This window comes from Phyllobacterium sp. P30BS-XVII (genome assembly GCF_014138335.1).
Classification (GTDB): domain Bacteria; phylum Pseudomonadota; class Alphaproteobacteria; order Rhizobiales; family Rhizobiaceae; genus Phyllobacterium; species Phyllobacterium meliloti.
This window is the reverse complement of sequence record NZ_JACGXO010000010.1, coordinates 125,779-146,048: the sequence shown is the minus strand read 5'-3', so window position 1 is coordinate 146,048 and position 20,270 is coordinate 125,779. Positions and strand designations below refer to the sequence as shown.

General features: G+C 55.6%; 24 protein-coding genes. 11 read left to right on the top strand and 13 right to left on the bottom strand.

What is annotated here, in order from left to right:
* Window positions 1-38: 38 nt before the first annotated feature.
* The 4 genes from FHW17_RS22890 to FHW17_RS22875 all read right to left on the bottom strand — a co-directional run bounded on the left by FHW17_RS22890 (window position 39) and on the right by FHW17_RS22875 (window position 3,275).
* Window positions 39-887, bottom strand: coding sequence for a MipA/OmpV family protein (locus FHW17_RS22890; protein ID WP_112527195.1), 849 nt, complete (start codon window positions 885-887; stop codon window positions 39-41).
* A 105-nt stretch (window positions 888-992) separates the two neighbouring features.
* Window positions 993-1,973 (bottom strand): bifunctional riboflavin kinase/FAD synthetase, encoded by a 981-nt coding sequence (locus FHW17_RS22885; protein ID WP_113096442.1) that lies wholly within the window; start codon window positions 1,971-1,973, stop codon window positions 993-995.
* A 12-nt stretch (window positions 1,974-1,985) separates the two neighbouring features.
* Window positions 1,986-2,834, bottom strand: coding sequence for a TIGR01459 family HAD-type hydrolase (locus tag FHW17_RS22880; protein WP_112527288.1), 849 nt, complete (start codon window positions 2,832-2,834; stop codon window positions 1,986-1,988).
* A 105-nt stretch (window positions 2,835-2,939) separates the two neighbouring features.
* Window positions 2,940-3,275 (bottom strand): helix-turn-helix domain-containing protein, encoded by a 336-nt coding sequence (locus FHW17_RS22875; RefSeq protein ID WP_091883733.1) that lies wholly within the window; start codon window positions 3,273-3,275, stop codon window positions 2,940-2,942.
* A gap of 133 nt (window positions 3,276-3,408) precedes the next feature.
* Between FHW17_RS22875 and FHW17_RS22870 the strand changes: the two genes are divergently transcribed.
* The 4 genes from FHW17_RS22870 to FHW17_RS22855 all read left to right on the top strand — a co-directional run bounded on the left by FHW17_RS22870 (window position 3,409) and on the right by FHW17_RS22855 (window position 6,895).
* A complete protein-coding gene (locus FHW17_RS22870; protein ID WP_182510898.1) occupies window positions 3,409-4,113 on the top strand; it encodes a glutathione S-transferase family protein in 705 nt (234 codons plus the stop codon).
* A 134-nt stretch (window positions 4,114-4,247) separates the two neighbouring features.
* Window positions 4,248-5,255 carry a cation diffusion facilitator family transporter gene (locus FHW17_RS22865; protein WP_112527187.1) on the top strand — a complete coding sequence of 336 codons (1,008 nt, stop codon included), beginning with the start codon at window positions 4,248-4,250 and terminating at the stop codon, window positions 5,253-5,255.
* Window positions 5,255-5,557, top strand: coding sequence for a metalloregulator ArsR/SmtB family transcription factor (locus tag FHW17_RS22860; RefSeq protein ID WP_112527185.1), 303 nt, complete (start codon window positions 5,255-5,257; stop codon window positions 5,555-5,557). Before FHW17_RS22865 ends, FHW17_RS22860 begins: the two co-directional genes overlap by 1 nt.
* Before the next feature lie 93 nt (window positions 5,558-5,650).
* A complete protein-coding gene (locus FHW17_RS22855; protein ID WP_182510897.1) occupies window positions 5,651-6,895 on the top strand; it encodes an MFS transporter in 1,245 nt (414 codons plus the stop codon).
* Window positions 6,896-6,927: 32 nt separating this feature from the next.
* Here FHW17_RS22855 and FHW17_RS22850 read toward each other — a convergent pair whose 3' ends face one another.
* Window positions 6,928-7,941, bottom strand: a complete 1,014-nt coding sequence (locus tag FHW17_RS22850; RefSeq protein ID WP_112527181.1) for a zinc-binding alcohol dehydrogenase family protein — start codon at window positions 7,939-7,941, stop codon at window positions 6,928-6,930.
* Window positions 7,942-8,041: 100 nt separating this feature from the next.
* Between FHW17_RS22850 and FHW17_RS22845 the strand changes: the two genes are divergently transcribed.
* From FHW17_RS22845 to groL, 3 genes are all read left to right on the top strand, one after another.
* Window positions 8,042-8,413, top strand: coding sequence for a helix-turn-helix domain-containing protein (locus FHW17_RS22845; RefSeq protein ID WP_182510896.1), 372 nt, complete (start codon window positions 8,042-8,044; stop codon window positions 8,411-8,413).
* Between the two features lie 240 nt (window positions 8,414-8,653).
* On the top strand, window positions 8,654-8,950 hold the full coding sequence (groES, locus tag FHW17_RS22840; protein WP_091883536.1) for a co-chaperone GroES: 297 nt from the start codon (window positions 8,654-8,656) through the stop codon (window positions 8,948-8,950).
* Window positions 8,951-9,015: 65 nt separating this feature from the next.
* Entirely contained in the window at window positions 9,016-10,662 is a 1,647-nt protein-coding gene (gene groL / locus FHW17_RS22835; RefSeq protein WP_112527177.1) for a chaperonin GroEL, read from the top strand.
* A gap of 103 nt (window positions 10,663-10,765) precedes the next feature.
* Here the strand turns inward: groL and FHW17_RS22830 are convergent, their stop codons facing one another.
* A complete protein-coding gene (locus FHW17_RS22830) occupies window positions 10,766-11,170 on the bottom strand; it encodes a helix-turn-helix domain-containing protein (protein ID WP_112527175.1) in 405 nt (134 codons plus the stop codon).
* A gap of 91 nt (window positions 11,171-11,261) precedes the next feature.
* Here FHW17_RS22830 and FHW17_RS22825 point away from each other — a divergent pair, with 91 nt between their 5' ends.
* On the top strand, window positions 11,262-11,822 hold the full coding sequence (locus tag FHW17_RS22825; RefSeq protein WP_182510895.1) for an NAD(P)H-dependent oxidoreductase: 561 nt from the start codon (window positions 11,262-11,264) through the stop codon (window positions 11,820-11,822).
* A gap of 68 nt (window positions 11,823-11,890) precedes the next feature.
* Window positions 11,891-12,571, top strand: a complete 681-nt coding sequence (locus FHW17_RS22820) for a glutathione S-transferase family protein (protein WP_113096435.1) — start codon at window positions 11,891-11,893, stop codon at window positions 12,569-12,571.
* Between the two features lie 7 nt (window positions 12,572-12,578).
* On the opposite strand, the gene FHW17_RS22815 is transcribed toward FHW17_RS22820, so the two are convergent.
* Window positions 12,579-12,932: a VOC family protein gene (locus FHW17_RS22815; RefSeq protein WP_182510913.1), complete on the bottom strand. Its 354-nt coding sequence runs from the start codon at window positions 12,930-12,932 to the stop codon at window positions 12,579-12,581.
* 2 nt (window positions 12,933-12,934) lie between these two features.
* Window positions 12,935-13,342: an SRPBCC family protein gene (locus tag FHW17_RS22810; protein WP_112527167.1), complete on the bottom strand. Its 408-nt coding sequence runs from the start codon at window positions 13,340-13,342 to the stop codon at window positions 12,935-12,937.
* A gap of 209 nt (window positions 13,343-13,551) precedes the next feature.
* Between FHW17_RS22810 and fumC the strand changes: the two genes are divergently transcribed.
* Together fumC and FHW17_RS22800 are read left to right on the top strand one after the other, a co-directional pair.
* Window positions 13,552-14,943 (top strand): class II fumarate hydratase, encoded by a 1,392-nt coding sequence (fumC, locus tag FHW17_RS22805; protein ID WP_182510894.1) that lies wholly within the window; start codon window positions 13,552-13,554, stop codon window positions 14,941-14,943.
* 110 nt (window positions 14,944-15,053) lie between these two features.
* Window positions 15,054-15,470 carry a DoxX family protein gene (locus FHW17_RS22800; RefSeq protein ID WP_182510893.1) on the top strand — a complete coding sequence of 139 codons (417 nt, stop codon included), beginning with the start codon at window positions 15,054-15,056 and terminating at the stop codon, window positions 15,468-15,470.
* Between the two features lie 62 nt (window positions 15,471-15,532).
* Here the strand turns inward: FHW17_RS22800 and msrA are convergent, their stop codons facing one another.
* From msrA to hisS, 5 genes are all read right to left on the bottom strand, one after another.
* On the bottom strand, window positions 15,533-16,219 hold the full coding sequence (msrA, locus tag FHW17_RS22795; protein ID WP_182510892.1) for a peptide-methionine (S)-S-oxide reductase MsrA: 687 nt from the start codon (window positions 16,217-16,219) through the stop codon (window positions 15,533-15,535).
* A 23-nt stretch (window positions 16,220-16,242) separates the two neighbouring features.
* Entirely contained in the window at window positions 16,243-16,740 is a 498-nt protein-coding gene (msrB, locus tag FHW17_RS22790; RefSeq protein ID WP_112527159.1) for a peptide-methionine (R)-S-oxide reductase MsrB, read from the bottom strand.
* A 115-nt stretch (window positions 16,741-16,855) separates the two neighbouring features.
* On the bottom strand, window positions 16,856-17,554 hold the full coding sequence (gene hisG, locus FHW17_RS22785; protein ID WP_112527157.1) for an ATP phosphoribosyltransferase: 699 nt from the start codon (window positions 17,552-17,554) through the stop codon (window positions 16,856-16,858).
* Window positions 17,551-18,672, bottom strand: coding sequence for an ATP phosphoribosyltransferase regulatory subunit (locus FHW17_RS22780; RefSeq protein ID WP_182510891.1), 1,122 nt, complete (start codon window positions 18,670-18,672; stop codon window positions 17,551-17,553). The genes hisG and FHW17_RS22780 overlap by 4 nt, the downstream gene beginning before the upstream one ends.
* Before the next feature lie 7 nt (window positions 18,673-18,679).
* Window positions 18,680-20,194 carry a histidine--tRNA ligase gene (gene hisS / locus FHW17_RS22775; protein ID WP_182510890.1) on the bottom strand — a complete coding sequence of 505 codons (1,515 nt, stop codon included), beginning with the start codon at window positions 20,192-20,194 and terminating at the stop codon, window positions 18,680-18,682.
* Window positions 20,195-20,270 lie beyond the last annotated feature (76 nt).

The following is a 20,270-nucleotide window of genomic DNA, read 5'->3' as shown; positions in this document are numbered from 1 at the left end:
GCTGACGCAATAAACTTCGCATCAGCCCCAAATCCGCATCAAAGTGCGAAATCGAAACGGTAGGTTGCCTGAAGGCCGAAGGTGGCCTGATTGGCTGAACCGCGCTCCTTGACAATACTGGAATCCGATGCCGGGCCCATCAGGCGGCTATATTCCGCATAGGCGCTGGTTTCGATCTTGTCGGTGGTTTTCCAGGTGATCTGTCCACCGACACCAAGCGATTTCAAACCACCGCCACTTGGCTTGTAGGACGACAGACCGGATGCAACGGCTTCTGTCGGATTTATCCCGTAATATTGCTGGAAATAGTCCTTTGAGGCGAGCGTGGCGCGGGGACCGGCGGAAACACGAACCGTAGGCGTCAGATCGGTAAAGGCATCAATGGCAAAGTCGGCAACGACGCCATCATGCGAACCGATGCCCCGGCGCACTTCAACACGGCCACGAATATTGTCTGTCGGATAGAATTCGGCAAAGCCACCGAGTTCAACGCCCCAATCAACATCATGCACACCCTTGAGGTGCGCATCGCCACTGTCACGTCCGGTGATCAGCTTGCCGGTGATACCGGTGCGGAAGACGCCTGTATCGATAAGGCCAATCGATGCATTGTCATTCAGAGAGCTGAACCGCGCGGCGGCTCCGGCGCGTCCAAGAGAAATAACCGGCGCTGCACGCAGGAGATAATCATTGGCACCTTCATAACGCGGGGCGATGAACCCCTTTGCGCCGAGTGTCAGATACCAGTCACCGGACCACCAATGCTGGCGCGGGGCCGCAGCGGTCTGTGTCTGCTGACCGTCCGAATAATATTCATCGGCAGAACCTGGGGCGACACCGGCAAGAACAAGGGCGCCCGAAAGAGCAGCGATGAAACGAATATGCATGAAGTCACTCCAACAATTTCGCCTGGGAGGGCGGCAGATTTGAAAGCGACGCTACCCAAAGATAGATAAAATTGGATTTATTCTTATGGTAAACAATTTACCGTTTCATTGAAAGTTAAGCGTGTCATCCAATGGAGACAGCGGCTTGACACCCTGTAACAGACCGCGCGCCTCTTCCTCATCGCGTCTGATCTGCTGCATCATCGGCTCAAGTCCATCAAACTTTTCTTCGCCGCGCAGATAGGAGAAAAATGAAACCTCGCAGATTTCGCCATAGAGATCACCGGTGAAATCAAACACATAGGTTTCAAGCAACGGCTCGCCATCCGTATCAACGGTCGGTCTGCGGCCAAAACTCGCCACACCGTCATAAAGCGCTCCATCAGCACGCCGAAATCGCACGGCATAAATGCCTTCCTTCAAATGCGTCTCGGGAGGCAGAACCATATTGGCAGTGGGAAAGCCGATTGTCCGGCCAAGCTCTTTGCCATGGATTACCTCGGCGCGAATCCGGTGGCGATATCCAAGAAGCCCTGACGCTTCGACAATTTCGCCTGCCCCCAGAAGTTCGCGAATGCGGCTGGATGAAATCGCCTGCCCGCCTTCATCGCGGAAGGCATCAACGAGCGTTACCTGAAAGCCGCGCTTTTCTCCGGCATCCATCAGGAATGCCGGGCCGCCCTGACGTCCTTTGCCGAAGTGAAAATCAAAACCTGCAACGATGCGGCTGGCACCAAGACCGGCAACAAGGATTTCGTCCACAAACACATCAGCGGTAAGCTGCGAGAAATCACGGGTGAAGTGACATTCCACCACCGCATCAAATCCGAGCGCTTCCAGTATGGAGGCTTTTTCAGCGGCGGGCGTCAGCCGGTCAACAGGCTGATCAGGCACAAAGACACTGCGCGGATGCGGTTCAAAGGTCAGAACCAGCGAAGGCTTGCCTGCCGCGTGAGCGGCATCGAGCGCCCGGCGCAGAACAGCCTGATGACCCCGATGCACACCATCAAAATTACCGATCGCCACCACCGCACCCCTCAGATGCTCCGGCAGATGAGAAGGGTCTGTCAGGCGTAGAATCGGCATGATGCATTTACCTCAGGCGAGAGCCGGCATGGTGGCAACGGGATTGCTGCCATGCTTTTTGAGAAAGGCGAGCAGCTTTTCCAGATCAAATAGGCCGCCCATCACATAATCGCCAGCGTGAATGCCGCCGGAGATGTACAGCACGTCGATCCCGAAGAGATCAGCACCCTTCACATCTGTGAGCATGCCATCGCCAATAGCAAGCACGCGCGACAGGTCAACCGGCTTGCCGCGCACCGCTTCGGCAGCGGCGATTGCTGCTTCGTAAATGGGGCGATGCGGCTTTCCGGCAATCAATGTCCGCCCGCCAAGCTGTCCATAATCGCGCGCCAAAGCACCCGCACACCAGATCAGCCGGTCTCCGCGTTCCACGACAATGTCAGGATTGGCGCAGATGAAAGGCAGATTGCGCGAGCGAAAGCGCGTGAGCATATCTACATAATCTTCAGGGCCTTCGGAATCATCATCGAAAAAGCCGGTGCAGACAACAACATCCGCTTCGCGCTCTTCGGTAAGCTCGACATCAAGCCCCTCATAAAGGGTCTCATCGCGCTCCGGCCCCAGATGAAACACGCGGCGCGGCGCATTGCGGATCAATTCGCGCGTCACATCGCCTGAGGTAACGATGCGGTCATAGGCGGATTTCGGTACGCCAAGCATTTCGATCTGCTGGGCAACACCAGCAAAGGGGCGCGGCGCATTGGTGATCAGAATGACAGTCTGGCCGTTTTCACGGGCGCGCTGCAAGGCGCTGGAAGCTGCGGCAAAAGAATCAATGCCATTATGCAAAACACCCCAGACGTCACACAGGAGAACATCATAACGGTCCTTGAGCGCATCGAGACGCTGCAGATGTAGCATATCGGTCATGCCGATCCTTTCAGATTGCCGGAGCGAACTAAGATGGCATCGCTTAGCCGATAGCGGCAATCGTGTCACCTGTGATTGTCGTTGGAATGACAGGGATCAGGCGGCCGCCAAGTCCAAACCGCGACTTGCAAGACGGGTGCCGCATTCGCTGAGCACATCAACCAATGTCCTCAAACGTTGCCCCTCTTCCGTCAGGCTGTACTCGACACGCACCGGAACTTGCGGAAAGACCGTGCGCGTGACGTAGCCAGCCTCTTCAAGGGCACGCAGATCAAGTGTGAGCATGCGTTGCGAAATCTTTGGCATGTCGCGGCGCAGATCGCTGAAACGTTTCGTTCCTTCAAGCAGATAATAGATGAGAAGGATGCGCCAGCGCCCGCCCAGCGCCAGCATGGCATTTTCCACGGGGCATTTGGAAACCAGATCTTTCATCGTCAGTACCATCATCGAATGTTGGTATAAAATATGTACCAACATTACATTTTTGTGCCTTCTTTACAATAGTTACCGGCATTGCCATCTTGCATTTCACCGCGGTCAGACATTCAAAAATGAGGAAATGAAAATGGAACCTGTATTGTTTTACGGCGTGCCGCATGGCTGCTCTTTCGGATCGATTGTTGCACTGGAATGGCTTGGCCAACCCTATCGTCTCGCCCGCATCGACATGCTGGCAAAATCGAAGAGTGACGTCTATCGGCGCGTGAACACCATGCACCAGACACCGACGCTGCTACTGGAAAATGGCGCCAGCCTTAGCGAAAGCCTTGCCATTCTCCAGAACATTGCCGGACGGGATCTATACAAGAAACTGGGTTTTGCCCAAGGCACAGAGGCCTATGACAAACTCAACCAGATACTGGCTTATCTGCACACCAGCTTTCATTCGGCTTTTGCCCCAGCCTGGGCCGCCTACAAATTGCAGGAAGGTGATCCGGCGATCAAAATACTGCGTGATCTGGCAAAGCAGAAGGCAGCGGCAGGTTACGCTTATCTCCAGTCTCATCTGCAAGGCAAAGACTGGCTCGTCGCCGGCAACAGGACAATTGCCGATGCCTATCTGATCGGCATTGCCCGTTGGGGCGAAGATCTTGGACTGTTTGATCTCAAGGCTGATTACCCTGAGCTTTACAACTATCTGCAGAAGTTTGACGCCGACAAGGCGGTGATCTTTGCCCATGCCATCGAGGATGGAAACCCTGCCGAGACAAGCGGCAAGTTCCTTGGCCATGTGACACTTGACGAGGTCGGAACACGGCTTGCTGTCTGATCCCGCTTTCTGAAAATTCCATCGGGCAAGTGCCCGGTGGAGTGAATAAACTGGTGTCAGGCATGAGCGATTGACAACAAACATATGAATATGTATTTATACGTTTGTTGTCATCAACCATACGAGCCAGAACCATGTCCCAATCGCATGAGGGGCACGACCACGCGCCCAAGATAACCAACGACAATCAGCGCAAGGTGCTGATCGCCTTTATCATCACTTTTACCTATATGGTCGTCGAGGTGATCGGCGGGCTGATGTCCGGTTCGCTGGCCCTGATTGCCGATGCCGGGCATATGCTGACGGATGCGGGGGCGCTTGCCCTGTCCTATTCGGCGTTTCGTTTTGGCCAGCGTGCTGCTGATCAAAACCGTACCTTTGGCTATCTGCGCTTTGAGGTCATTGCAGGACTTGTCAATGCGCTCGCGCTTTTCGCCATTGTTATCTGGATCGCCATCGAAGCCATCGACCGCTTCCGCACACCGGGCGAGATTCTGGCTGGCCCAATGTTCCTCGTGGCCATAGTCGGGCTGCTCATCAATATGCTGGTGTTCTGGATTCTGACGCGCGGCGACAAGGAACACGTCAACATCAAAGGCGCCGTGCTGCATGTGATGGGTGATCTTCTGGGTTCAGTCGGCGCCATCAGCGCGGCCATCATCATCTATTTTACTGGCTGGACGCCAATCGATCCCATTCTCTCCATTCTGGTTTCCGTGTTGATCCTGCGCAGCGCCTGGGCCCTGTTGCGCAATTCCCTGCATATCCTGCTGGAAGGCGCACCTGAAAATGCCAAGCCGGAGGAAATCCAGAACTATCTGATGAGTGCTGTCACCGGACTTGCCGCCGTGCGGCATGTGCATGTGTGGCTCATCACGTCAGGCAAGGCTCTGGCCACCCTGCATGTCCAGCCAAAGGACGGAACCGATCCGCGCCTTCTGATTAAGACCGTCGAAGCGGAACTGGCCAAGCGTTTTGATATCCAGCACGCAACCATTGCCATCGACTGGCCTGACAGCCCAAGCGATGACTGCACCATGGGCGAAAAGCCCGGGGAACATACGGATCACGATCACGCAGATCACAGCGAGACAGGCGATCATACCAATCATGACCACGATCATACGGGGCACAAACATTGATGGCCCTCGACCTGCCCTCGGATTCCGATACCGCCACACTGGCCGAAACTTTCAGACTGCTTGGAGACCCGACACGCCTGCGTATCCTGTTCTTCTGTCTTGAAGCGCCGCGATCCGTGGGCGATATCGCGGAAAGTCTTCAATTGTCCCAATCGCTCGTCAGCCATCATTTAAGGTTGTTGCGCGGTGCCCGCCTCGTGCGCGGCAACCGGCTTGCCAAGCAAATTTTCTATGAACTTTCAGACAAGCATGTCAGCGGGATGCTGGCGGATATGGCTCATCATGTGCGCGAGGACGACTAAAGACTACTGACAAAAACCGGCAGCATTGTCATATCGGCCATAAAAGTTTTGCATTAGTCTGGCGAGATTGTTCCTCCCAAGCACGTTTCGCCCATGCAATTCATCACACTGCTCCGCCAACGTTCGATCGGTCTGCTCTGGTCGGGTCTGGCACTGTCTGCCATTGGTGATCAGCTCTATACGGTCGCACTGAGCTGGATCGCCGTCGATATTTTCGGCCCCTCCGCCGGCTATATAACGGCGGTCAAATCGGCCATCATCCTTGCTGTATTGTTTTTTGGCGGTGCCATGTCGGATGGATGGGACCGGCGGCGCACAATGATCGGCGCGGATCTTTGCCGCTTTGCTGCCCTTGTGCTTGTTGTCGTGGTCTGGATGGTCGAGGGCCAACCGAATGCATGGGTGCTGGCGCTCGCCGTCGCTGTTCTTGCTGCTGGCGAGGCCCTGTTTTTGCCAGCGTTGCAGACAATCCTGCCGCAACTGATCGCCAATGAACCGGGTTTGCTGGCGGGTACCAATGCGCTGCTTGATGCGACCAACCGGCTCGCACGTTTGCTTGGCCCCGGACTGATTGCTCTTGCGGGCGCGATTATCGCGCCCATTCACTTTTTCACGGCCAATGCCGTGAGCTTTCTCTTATCCGCCGCCGCAATAGCAGCCTTACCGCTCTCAACCTCCCAACCGGCCCTACCCGTCAGCACTGAACGAAGACACCCCTTCGCCAGCCTCCTATATGGCTATCGCGCGATGCATCGGGAACCGCTGCTCGGCTTCCTGCTCGATAGCAATGCCTTCATTGGCGGCGCATGGTATGTGGCATTCTTCCTTGCTGTTCCATTGATCATCTCCAGCCAGTTCGATGCATCGCTGACAACAGGCTTCGGGCTTTATGGTCTTGTCATTGCGGCATTCGGCGTGAGCAACCTCATTGCCAATCTCATTGTCGGCAACCGTCCCATGCCCGAGCAACCGGCACGCATGATTTTCCTGGGCGTATGCGCAACCGGCACTGGCATCCTGCTGATGGCTTTGGCCACTCTTGCACCCATGCCGGATCATTGGCGTCTGACTGCCTTCGTCCTTGCATCGGGCCTGTCCGGCTTTGGCGGCCCCTTTAAGGATGTTGCCTTTGCAACACTGCGCCAGACGCTGCTGCCATCTGCCGATATCGCACCGGCAACGCGCGCCTATATCGTCACCACCCATGTCGGCATGCTCTTCGGCATGCTGGTTGCCCCAATGGTTAGCAACAGCATCAGTCCAAGCGATCTCCTGCTGATCTGTGGCGGCGTCTATCTTGCCGTTGCCTGCACCGGATGGCTGCGCTTCGTGCGATAAAACGGGCAGAGCACGGCCCTGCCCGCTTTCTCTTAGAAACCCGACAGGACGATTTTGCCGCGTGCTCGTCCGCTTTCGATCAAAGCATGGGCCTTCTTCAGATTGGCTGCGGAAATCGTGCCGAGATCGTCAGCGAGCGTAGTGCGGATCGTTCCGGCATCCACCAGTTCCGACACTTTGTTCAAGAGGCGGTGCTGTTCTTCAATATCAACCGTATTGAAGTATGAGCGGGTGAACATCAATTCCCAATGTACGGAAACGCTCTTCCATTTGAAGGGCACAATGTCATAGGTCTTGGGATCATCGATCAGACCGAACCGGCCTTGCGGGGCTATCAGCGCGGCGATATCGGCATGATGTGTAGCCGAGTTTGTTGTTGAAAAGACAAATGCCGGAGCGCCGATCCCCAGTGCCTCGACTTGCGCCGCAATCGGTTTCGAATGATCGATGACGTGATGAGCGCCCAGTTCCTCAACCCATTTCTTTGTCTCCGGGCGTGAAGCCGTGGCGATGACAGTCAGGTTGGTCAGTTGCCGCGCAAGCTGGACGGCAATGGACCCCACGCCGCCAGCACCGCCAATTATGAGAATGGCATTGGCTGCGCCGGGAACCGGAGTATCGATATGAAGCCGGTCAAACAGCATTTCCCATGCGGTAACGGATGTCAGCGGAAGAGCTGCCGCTGCGCTGAAATCGAGAGTTTTCGGCTTTCTTCCGGCAATGCGCTCATCGATCAGATGAAACTGGGCATTGGTTCCGGACCGATCGAAAGCTCCGGCATAAAACACTTCGTCACCGACTTTGAAATTTTTGACATCCGGCCCAATGGCGGCAACTACACCAGCCGCGTCCCAGCCGAGAACCTTGGGTTGGCCCGCTTCCGGCTGCATGCCAGCACGGATTTTCGTATCCACCGGATTGACCGATACGGCTTTCACTTCAACCAGAAGATCGCGCCCCTTTGCTTCAGGCTTGGGCAGATCAATATCGACAAGGGATGTTTCCGCAGTGATTGGCTGTGGTTCGTAATAGGCAACGGCACGCATAGGCATTCTCCAGATAAGTTGACGCTGTTCAAATGCGCGCTATGTTTGATAAGTGCAAGAATGCACATAAATTGCATATAGTGTCATAAAGGATACCGTGATGCCGCGGGTACGCCATACGAATTTTGATTGCGCTCCGGGTTGTCCCGTCGAGGGAACGCTCAATCTGATCGGCAGCAAATGGAAAGGAATGATCCTGTTCCACCTTATGTCAGGCACATTGCGTTTCAACGAAATCCGCCGCCATTTGAACAGCGTGACACAGCGGATGCTGACCAACCAGTTGCGCGAGCTGGAAGCCGATGGCTTCATCACGCGCAAGGTCTATGCGCAGGTACCGCCCAAGGTGGAATACTCGCTCACGGATCACGGGCGCAGCCTTGAACCGATCATTTCCGCGCTCAAGGTCTGGGGTGATACGCACCTTCGTTCGGCAGCCGCCAAGGATGCAGCTGCCCGCCAGGCGGCTTAAACACCCCGACGTCATCATTGGTTCACAATTATATGGAATGATTTTTATGCTGGTCTGAGGACCTGTAACCACGTGGTTTTTGCCACTTCGCCAAAAAATTTGGCGAACCTCTCCCTTGACTCTTCCAAGACCTCCCACTATCTCCGAGCCCAGTTAGCACTCGTCAATGGGGAGTGCTAATAACGTGAACGTTCACCCGTTCGCGAAACCGTTTTGACACCAACATCAAGGGTTCTAACCATGGCCAAGACCAAGTTCCGCCCGCTTCACGACCGCGTCGTCGTACGCCGGATCGAATCTGAAGCAAAGACTGCAGGCGGCATCATCATTCCGGATACTGCCAAGGAAAAGCCACAGGAAGGCGAAATCGTCTCCGTAGGCACTGGCGCTCGTGACGAAGCTGGCAAGCTCATCCCGCTCGATGTCAAGGCTGGCGACCACATCCTGTTCGGCAAGTGGTCCGGCACGGAAGTCAAGATCGGCGGCGAAGACCTGCTGATCATGAAAGAATCCGACATTCTGGGCATCCTCGGCTAATCAGCCGGTTTTCCCTTTAATCAACAAATTTCGATCAAACCGGGTTCAATCCCAGGAGAGATAAAATGGCTGCCAAAGAAGTAAAATTCGGCCGCGACGCGCGTGAGCGTATGCTGCGCGGTGTCAACATCCTTGCTGACGCTGTCAAGGTAACGCTCGGCCCGAAAGGCCGCAACGTTGTTATCGACAAGTCCTTCGGCGCTCCGCGCATCACCAAGGACGGCGTAACTGTTGCCAAGGAAATCGAACTTGAAGACAAGTTCGAAAACATGGGTGCACAGATGGTCCGTGAAGTCGCTTCGAAGACGAACGACATTGCCGGTGACGGCACCACGACCGCTACTGTTCTGGCTCAGGCTATCGTTCAGGAAGGCGGCAAAGCTGTTGCTGCCGGCATGAACCCGATGGACCTGAAGCGCGGCATCGATCTTGCTGTTGCAGAAGTCGTCAAGCAGCTTGGCAAGAGCGCCAAGAAGATCAAGACTTCGGAAGAAGTTGCGCAGGTTGGCACGATCTCTGCCAATGGCGAGACTGAAATCGGCGAAATGATTGCCAAGGCAATGCAGAAGGTCGGCAACGAAGGTGTTATCACCGTTGAAGAAGCCAAGACCGCTGACACCGAACTCGAAGTCGTCGAAGGCATGCAGTTCGACCGCGGCTACCTCAGCCCATACTTCGTCACCAACCCTGAAAAGATGGTTGCTGACCTCGAAGACGCCTACATCCTTCTCCACGAGAAGAAGCTTTCGAACCTTCAGGCTCTCCTGCCTGTACTCGAAGCTGTTGTTCAGACCTCCAAGCCACTCGTCATCATTTCTGAAGACGTAGAAGGCGAAGCACTTGCTACGCTCGTCGTCAACAAGCTGCGCGGCGGCCTGAAGATTGCTGCTGTCAAGGCTCCTGGCTTCGGCGATCGCCGCAAGGCCATGCTCGAAGACATCGCGATCCTCACCGGTGGTCAGGTTATTTCCGAAGATCTCGGCATCAAGCTCGAAAGCGTTACGCTCGACATGCTCGGCCGCGCCAAGAAGGTGTCGATCACCAAGGAAAACACCACGATCGTTGACGGTCATGGCAAGAAGGGCGAAATCAACGCCCGCGTCGGCCAGATCAAGCAGCAGATCGACGAAACCACTTCCGACTACGACCGTGAGAAGCTGCAGGAACGTCTTGCCAAGCTCGCTGGCGGTGTTGCCGTTATCCGCGTTGGCGGTGCAACGGAAGTTGAAGTGAAGGAAAAGAAGGACCGCGTTGACGACGCTCTGAACGCAACACGCGCTGCTGTTGAAGAAGGCATCGTTCCTGGCGGTGGCGTTGCCCTGCTCCGCGCTTCGGCAAACCTGACGCTCAAGGGTGCAAACACCGATCAGGACGCTGGCATCAACATCGTTCGTCGCGCTCTGCAGGCTCCGGCTCGCCAGATCGCTACCAACGCAGGTGACGAAGCTTCCATCGTTGTTGGCAAGATCCTTGACAACAAGAAGGAAACCTACGGCTACAACGCGGCCAATGGCGAATATGGCGATCTGATCGCTCTCGGCATTGTCGATCCGGTCAAGGTTGTTCGTACAGCCCTGCAGGATGCTGCATCGGTTGCCGGCCTTCTCGTCACCACCGAAGCCATGATCACCGAAGCTCCGAAGAAGGACAACGGTGCGGCTCCCCAGATGCCAGGCGGCGGAATGGGCGGCATGGGCGGTATGGACTTCTAATCAGTCCAACCCTGATACATATGGAAAAGGCGGGCTTCGGCCCGCCTTTTTTGTTGCGTGAATATCGCATCAGCCAATGGCTGACCGTGTGACCGCAAAAAATCTATTCGGCTGCTTCAGCGAAGTTGGCGGCGATTTCGGCACCATGTCCAGTATCGAAACGGGCACGCGCATTGGCGATACGGTGTTCGTTCTGAATGGCAAAGTCGGCAAGTCCGCGAACCGGCACAAGCAATTCGCGGCCAAGCTCCGTCAGTTCGTAATCAACGCGTGGCGGAATGGTTGGGTAAACCGTGCGCGTGACAAAGCCATCACGCTCAAGCCCGCGCAGTGTGCTGGTCAGCATTTTTTGCGAAATACCGTTAATGGTTCGCTTCAATTCATTAAAGCGCATTGAACCATTGCCCAGATAGTTGATAACCAGCACGGTCCATTTGTCTCCGACACGGGCCAGAATGTGATTCACCGCCGTGCAGGCAGAGGTTACTTGAAAGTGCTTCGGTTTCAAAAAAGTGCCTCCTTGCGGGTATTTTCAACAGTCACTTATATAGCGCCAGTAACCAATAGTTACCATAGCAAAAACCTGAGGAATTCTGAATATGACGAAACTGAAAATCGGTGTCATCGTTGGCAGCACGCGGATTGGCCGCTTTGCCGAGTTCCCGGCGAAATGGATCGCCGACGTTGCCGGTACACGCAGCGATGTCGAAGTCGAGATTCTTGACCTGATCGACTATCCGATGGCGTTCTTCGGCGAAGAACGCGCCACCACCGAGCAATCGGAAACCGCCGAGCGCTGGAAGAAGAAGCTGCGCGAATTCGACGCCTATATCTTCACCGTTGCGGAATACAACCACGCGCCAACAGCTGTTTTGAAGAACGCCATCGATCTTGGTGATTTCATCCACAAGCCTGTTGGTTTTGTCGGTTATGGCGGCGTCGGTGGTGCGCGCGCTATCGAACATCTTCGCGGAATTTTCGTGGAAATGAGCGCCGCCTCGGTCAAGACAGGTATTCACATCTCCTTCCCTGAATATCTGACTGTCGTCAAAGGCGAGAAGAAGCTCAGCGACTATGGTCATCTGAACGAAGCTGCCACCAATCAGCTCGACCAGCTGGTCTGGTGGGGCAAGGCGCTGAAATCAGCCCGCACCGCCTAAATTTCAGGGGTGGCCGTCATGCGGCCGCCCCTTTGCTTTTCCAGCAACAACGATTCAGGAGAAACACCATGACCAAGAAGCTTACCCTGATCAGCCATCTCCTTTGCCCCTATGTGCAGCGCGCGGCAATTGCGCTCGCCGAAAAGGGCGTGCCTTTTGAGAAAGTCTATATCGACCTCAACAACAAGCCCGACTGGTTTCTCAAGATTTCCCCGCTTGGCAAAGTCCCGTTGCTAAAGGTGGAGCAGGAGGATGGCAGCGAGGCCATTCTGTTCGAAAGCTCGGTTATTGCCGAATATATCGAAGAAACCGAAGGCGAACCGCGTCTGCACCCCGATAATGCGCTTGATCGCGCCCGCCATCGCGGCTGGATGGAATTCGGCTCAACGATCCTTTCGGATATCTGGTCGCTGGAAACCACGAAAGATGCAGGCCTGTTCGACGAGAAGCTGAAAACACTGACAGGCAAATTCGGTCGTATCGAAGAGGTGCTGGGTGATGGTCCATTCTTCGCGGGAAAGAAGTTCAGCCTTGTCGATGCGGTTTTTGCGCCGGTTTTCCGCTATTTCGATACATTTGACACACTCGCCGAGCACGGCGTGTTCGCGGCATATCCAAAAGTTCGCGCCTGGCGTCAGGCTCTGTCAGAGCGGCCAAGCGTCGTCGCTGCGGTCACTGCGGAATATCCACAGCTCCTGCGCCAGTTCATGGAACGCTATGATGCGCACATGCTGAAACTTGCAGCCTGAACCAGAATTATTTGTCTGACCAGACTGCCAGTTCATAACCATCAGGGTCGGTGAAATGAAAGCGCCGGCCGCCGGGAAAGTCGAAAATCGGCTTGACGATTTTTCCGCCGGCCGCTTCGACGCGCCTCAATGTGTCGGCAAGATCGTCCGCAAAGAGGATCACCAGCGGGCCACCCGGTTTGATATCTTCGCCAACTGCAAAGCCACCAGTCAGCTTCCCATCGGAAAACTCGCAATAATCAGGGCCATAATCCTTGAAAGTCCAGCCAAATGCCTCGCCGTAGAAGGCGCGCATACGCCCAATGTCACTCACATTGAACTCGATATAGTCAATACGCCTGTCTTTGCCCGATTGAGCCATCGTCACGTCTCCGGTGTTTCCAGAACGGCCTTCAAGGCCTTCAAATCCCGCAATACCCATGCCGCATCTTCGGCAAACTTGCCATCATTCATCTCCGGCATGCGAAAGAGGGTAAAACTAACCTCGCACCCATTATTGTTCGGGATCACGCGCATCGGGGCATAGACCTCTTCGCCCGTTTCAGTGACGACCCAATGGTCGAGAACGCCATAATCATTCGGCGGGGAGAAACGTATCCGCAGTTTTCCCGTGGGACCATCCGCAAGCCACTCATCACCGAATTTCTGCAAGCCGGTTGCCAGTCCCGATGCCCATTTCGGCAGGTTGAGCGGATCGGAGGTAAAATCATAGGCGGCATGCCAATCGCGTTCGATGGATACCTGCAATGTTCGTGAGTCGCGCGTTGCCACGGCTTGTCCTCCCAAATGACTGTTACATTCCCTACAGCTGAAGTGATCAGAGTCTGCCACCGGGGTGATCAAGGCTCGAATAGAATCCCTATAATCGATTTTATCCCATTGCCCGGCGATTTCCAGAACAACATTCCCGTCGCAAACCTTGCCTCACGCGGAGGTTCGCAGTAGTGCTTCCGGCAACTCCCAACAGGATAGAGAGCACGATGAGCAATACCCGCACCGAAACAGATACTTTTGGTCCCATCGAAGTCGCCGCGGACAAATATTGGGGCGCGCAAACCGAGCGCTCACTGCACAATTTCAAGATCGGCGGCGAGAGAATGCCGATTCCACTGGTTCGCGCACTTGGTATCGTCAAGCGTGCCGCTGCCGAAACCAACATGGCGCTCGGCAAGCTCGATGAAGTGACTGGCCGCGCCATCACCGTTGCAGCGGAAGAAGTCATTGAAGGCAAGCTGGACGATCATTTCCCGCTGGTCGTCTGGCAAACCGGTTCCGGCACCCAGTCGAACATGAATGCCAATGAAGTGATCTCCAATCGCGCTATTGAAATGCTCGGCGGCGTAAAGGGTTCGAAGAAGCCTGTTCATCCCAACGATCATGTCAATATGAGCCAGTCATCGAACGATACGTTCCCGACAGCCATCCATATTGCGGCTGCCGTTGAGGCAACGAAGCGGCTTTACCCTGCGCTTGATCATCTGACCGCAGCGCTGGCAAAGAAGGAAAAGGCATTCGCCGACATCATCAAGATCGGCCGCACGCACACACAGGATGCGACGCCCGTTACGCTTGGTCAGGAATTCTCCGGCTACCGTGCCGCGCTGGAATATGCCCGCAAGCGCATCGAACAGAGCCTTGCGGACGTGTTCCTGCTGGCACAGGGCGGCACTGCCGTCGGTACAGGCCTGAACGCACCTATTGGCTTCGACACAGGCTTTGCCGAAGCCGTCTCCGATATTACCGGCCTCAGCTTCAAGACCGCGCCGAACAAGTTCGAAGCGCTCGCCAGCCATGGGGCGCTTGCCAATTTCCACGGCAGCCTGAATGCACTTGCAACCGATCTCTTCAAGATCGGCAATGACATCCGCTTCCTTGGCTCCGGGCCCCGTTCCGGCCTTGGCGAACTGAAACTGCCGGAGAATGAGCCGGGTTCATCGATCATGCCGGGTAAGGTCAACCCAACGCAGGCGGAAGCGCTGACGATGGTTGCAGCACAGGTATTCGGCAATCAGACAACAATCACCGTTGCGGCCAGCCAGGGTCACTTTGAACTCAACGTGTTCAAGCCTGTTATCGCCCTCAACGTTCTGCAGTCGATCCGCCTGCTTGCGGACTCGATGGTCTCCTTTGCCGATAATTGCGTTGAAGGCATTGAAGCTGATGAAGTGCGCATCAAAGACCTGCTTGAGCGCTCGCTGATGCTGGTTACCGCCCTTGCACCCGCCATTGGCTATGACAATGCGGCGAAAATTGCCAAGACCGCACACAAGAACGGTACGACCTTGCGCGAGGAAGCGCTGGCCAGCGGTCACGTCTCAGCTGAAGATTATGACCGTCTCGTTCGTCCTGAACGCATGATTGCACCGGAGTGAGAAGAGAAAATCATTTCATTGTGAACAATGCGTCGAGAAAATAGTGGCTTTGTTTGACAATCAAATCTAGTTATTTGGTTGTCACGACAAATTCTTTGGAGAACGACCCAATGTCAGACAACGCACTTGCCAACACATCAACATCAAGCAATGCCATCGTCACGCTGATCAGCCGCATTTTGCTGACCCTTCTGTTTATCCCAGCGGGATATGGCAAGCTGATCAACCTCGCCGGTACGGCTGAATACTTTGCTGCCAAGAGCCTGCCGCTGCCAACCGTAACGGCTGTCATTGTCGGTCTCGTTGAACTCGTGGGTGGCCTTGCCGTTCTCTTCGGATTCAAGACCCGCTACGCCGCTGCTCTTCTCGGTCTCTTTACCATCGGTGCAGCACTTGTTGCTCACCTTGCTCCATGGGATCAGGCGAACCAGACCCAGTTCTTCAAGAATCTGGCCATCGCAGGCGGTTTCTTTGTTCTGGCGCTGCATGGCGCTGGTGCATTTTCGGTTGATTCCAAGCTCCGCTAAAATCTGACTATACTTCAAGAAAAAGGCCGCTTTTCAGCGGCCTTTTTTGTCTCGTTCTCTGGTCAGTTTGAAGCCTTCGCTTCGCTGACCAGAACAGGCTTTGCCCGGTAATCCTGCGGGAAGAATTTACTCAAACCCTCAATCTTCGGAATATCGTAATAGGCAATATAGGGCTGCGAGGGATGGATCGTCGCATAATCCTGATGATAACCCTCGGCCGGGTAGAATTTGTCCAGCGCTGAAACCTTGGTCACAATCGGGTCCGAATAGGCCTTGGCCCTATCAAGCTGATCGATATAGGCCTTGACGATCTTGGCCTGATCCTCGGTGGTGGTGAAGACCGCAGAGCGATATTGGGTGCCGGTATCCGGTCCCTGCCGGTTCAGTTCGGTCGGATCATGCGCCACGGAGAAATAGACCTGCAATATCTTGCCAAGGCTGACCACCTTGGGGTCAAAGGTCACTTCGACGGATTCCGCATGGCCCGTCGTACCGGAGCTGACAGTCTCGTAATCAGCTGTTTCCTTCTTGCCGCCGGAATAGCCCGATACGGCGTTCGTCACACCTTTCAGGTGCTGGTAGACACCTTGCACACCCCAAAAGCAGCCGCCCGCAAGAACGATGGTTTCTGTTTTCGTCGTGGCCGTCTGATCCACGGCAGGTGGCGGAACCATGGTGATGCTTTCAGCAAAGGCTGGCGCCGAAGCAAAGACAAGGCAGGAAGCAAGCAGGATTTGACGCAATTTCATAGTGCAATTCCTTTCACGGATAGTCAGGCGGCGGCCGGCTTGAAGCTCATGGCAACGCCATTCATGCAGTAACGAAGGCCCGTTGGTTTTGGACCGTCATCAAAGACGTGACCAAGATGACCACCGCAGCGGTGGCAGTTAACGGCGGTACGCGACATGCCGAACGAACTGTCGGTTACTTCGGTGACGGCGCCTTTGATCGGTGACCAGAAACTTGGCCAGCCTGTTCCGCTGTCGAATTTCGTGTCGGAGTCGAATAGCGGTAAATCACAACCGGCACAGGCGAAGGTGCCTTTGCGCTTTTCGTGGTTGAGCGGGCTGGTGAACGGGCGTTCCGTGCCCTCCTGCCGCAATACATCATATTGGTCGGCGGTCAGCAGCTTCTTCCACTCGGCATCCGTGTGCTCGACTTCGAAAGTGCCTGCTGCATAGGCCTTGGGCGTCGTCGTGGAAAAGCGCGCTGCAATCAGCGCTCCAAGCCCGAGAACAGCTCCGCCAAAAAGTGATCGGCGTGTCATCATGACATAGTCTCCCTGAACAGGATGACCGAAGCATATCAGTCATCTGCAGGGAAATACGGATGAGAGCGGGTAAAAGTTACAGAGCATCCGAAAAATCACGGATAGTTGATGTAACTCAACTGGAAATAAGTGCAGCCTGTATGCGCTGTGCAAGCGCGGCAACTGCCGCAGGATCGGCACTCTGGCGCGAGGAAACAAGGCATGCCTCGGATTTGAGAATGATACCGTCTTCCAGCACCTTCAGGTGATTGGCCTGCAGGGTCGAACCGGTCGAGGTGATATCAACGATGATATCTGCAGAACCGGAGGCTGGCGCACCCTCTGTTGCACCAAGGCTTTCGACAATGCGATAGACCTGAATGCCATGCATCTGTGAGAAGAACTGCTGGGTCAAACGCCAATATTTCGTGGCAATGCGCAGACGCCTGCCATGGCGCTGGCGGTATTCCGCAGCCACATCGTCAAGATCAGCCATGGTCGACACGTCGTACCAAACCTCGGGGACAGCCACGACCACATCCGCATGGCCAAAGCCCAGCCGCGCCTCGATCTGCACACGCTCATCGGCAGCGGCAAGCGTTTCGCGGATCAGGTCTTCACCCGTCACACCAAGATCAACGCTGCCATAGCCCAATTCGCGGGCAATCTCGGAGGCTGACAGAAACAGGATATCGATCTTGTTGTCACCTTCAACCTGCGCACGGTAATTGCGCTGGTCTTTTGGCAGGACGACTTTCAGCCCCGCTTTTTCAAGGACTTCAAGTGCCTGTTCCTTCAGGCGGCCTTTGGAGGGAAGCGCAAGGGTAATGGTCATGGCGCAATCTTCTCCAGCCGGTCGAGCCAGATCGAAAAACCGACACCGGGGATTGAATCGACAGCGCCAAGCATCGTGAGCAAGCGGTCATAACGACCACCACCAATAATGGCGCCAAGTTCAAGATGATTCAAAGCCCGTGTTTCATAGACAAGGCCGGTGTAGTAATCGAGCGGACGGCCAAAGGCGGCATCGTAGACAATGTTTTCTGGCTCTATGCCCGCTTCGCGCACGGCAACAACGCGCGCCTCGAACTGGTCGAGCGCCGGGCCAAGGTCAAATTCATTGGTCTTCGAGAAATTGCGCAGATGTCCCGCTGCCGACTGCAACGGCACACGAATGGCCAGGAATGTTTCAAGTGCGGCAAAAGCCTGTGCAGGCAGTTTCACCGAAGCGAGATTAGCTTTCTCGATCAGGCGACGGGCAATTTCTGTGGGGCTACGGCCAGCACCGGGCGAGATACCGGCTGTCTGCATGTCCTGTTCCAGCTCCGTGGCCAAACCAGCCTCATCACCTGTTGATACCAGCGCGGCGAGCCGCTCGGGCAGCGAACCGTTTTTCTGATTGGACGACAGATCAGCCAGCAGGCTTTTCAGCTGTCCCGGATTGCCAAAGGCGCGCGCCAGCTTCTTCTGCCAGCCGCGCGGCAGGCCGAGTGCCGCCAGCACAGCCTCGAAAATCGCCTGATCGCCAAGCAGCGTTTCGAGTTCTGCCTTGGGAGCCACGAGCCGAATGGAAGCGATGGCATCGGCCAGCGAGCGGGCATCGGCACGGGCGCGGTTGGCGTCGCCGAGGTCCTCGATACCAGCCTGAAAGAACTCATTGCCGCCCTCGCGCCGCTGACGGAACACTTCGCCAAGATAGGCATAACGCTTCGGCGTCGCAGCGTTCAGCTCGATATGATTGCGGCAGACCGGAATGGTGAACTCAGGCCGCAGGCACAGACTCTGGCCATTCTCGTTCTCGGTCAGGAAAATCCGACGGCGCAAATCCTCGCCCGCCATATCAAGAAACTGATCGGCAGGCTGAATGACCGGAATATCCACAAGCTCCGCATCCCGCGATGAAATCAGCGCGGCAAGGTCACTGGCAAAGGCAGGAGCGCGGGAACCGGTCATATCAGGATCAGCCAGCCTTCGCCGCGTTGGCACGATCTTCGGCTTGTGCTTCAAGAATTTTGCGCACTTCCGTAATGAGATCAATTTCCTTGGCAGTGATCTGGGCCTGACGACCTTCACGCCAAACCGTATTGTCTTCGATTTCCTGAGAAAGCCGCGCGCCTTCGATCAGATCCTTGATCTGCACTTCGCCATTGTCGCGCTCCTGCGAGCCCTGAATGATGACGCAAGGCGCACCGCGCCGGTCGGCATATTTCATCTGCGGCTTCATACCGGAACCGCCGAGATACATTTCGGCGCGAATACCCGCCTGCCGCAGGTCCGAAACCATCTTCTGATAACGGCCAAGACTTTCGGTGTCGCGGTCCATGACCAGAACGACCACGGGTCCAACATTATCCGAATTATCAAGCTTGCCGAGGTTTTTCAGCGCCGTCATCAGGCGTGAGACGCCGATGGAAAAGCCGGTTGCAGGCGTTGGTTCGCCGCGGAAGCGAGATACCAGACCATCATAACGGCCACCGCCGCCAACTGAGCCGAAGACGACCTTTTCGCCCTTCTCATTGGTCACGTCGAAGGTCAGTTCCGCTTCGAAGACAGGACCGGTGTAATATTCAAGGCCGCGCACGACTGACGGGTCGATACGAACACGCGCGCCGTAGCCTGCGGCCGACGACAGTGCCTCGATAGTCGCAAGCTCCGCAACGCCCTCGACACCTTTGTCATTGCCTGCCACAACGGCCTCAAGATTGGCGATGGTCTCGCGGCCATTGGCACCACCGGCTGAGGTAAATGCCAGCACCTTGGCAATCGCAGTCTCATCGAGACCTGCGCCCTTGGTGAAGTCGCCGCTTTCATCAAGACGGCCCTTGCCGAGCAGGAGACGCACGCCGTCAACGCCGAACTTGTCCAGCTTGTCGATGGCACGCAGGACAACCAGACGCTGGCCCATCTTGTCATCACCGCCAAGCCCGATCGACTCAAGCACGCCGTCCAGAACCTTGCGGTTATTGACGCGGATGACGTAATCGCCGCGCTTGATGCCGACAGCTTCCATGACATCAGCCATCATCATGCACATTTCCGCATCCGCCGAGACGGAGGGAGCGCCAACCGTATCGGCGTCGAACTGCATGAACTGGCGGAAACGGCCGGGCCCCGGCTTTTCATTGCGGAACACCCAACCGGCACGGTAGCTGCGATAGGGCTTTGGCAGGCTTTCGAAATTTTCGGCAACAAAACGCGCCAGTGGCGCCGTCAGATCGTAACGCAGGGAAAGCCACTGCTCGTCATCGTCCTGAAAGGAAAACACGCCTTCATTGGGACGATCCTGATCCGGCAAGAACTTGCCGAGCGCATCGGTGTATTCGATCAGCGGTGTTTCGACAGGCTCGAAACCATAGAGATCATAGACCTTGCGGATATCGGCCATCATCTTTTCAGCGGCGCGCAGATCATCGGGAACCCGGTCCACAAAACCGCGCGGCAGCCGCGCCTTCAACCTGTCTGCCTTCGTTGTCATGATTTTGATCCGATGCCTTCAAGTATCAATTTTGAATTGGAGTTTGCTCTAACCGATCAAGGCATTGAGGGCAAGG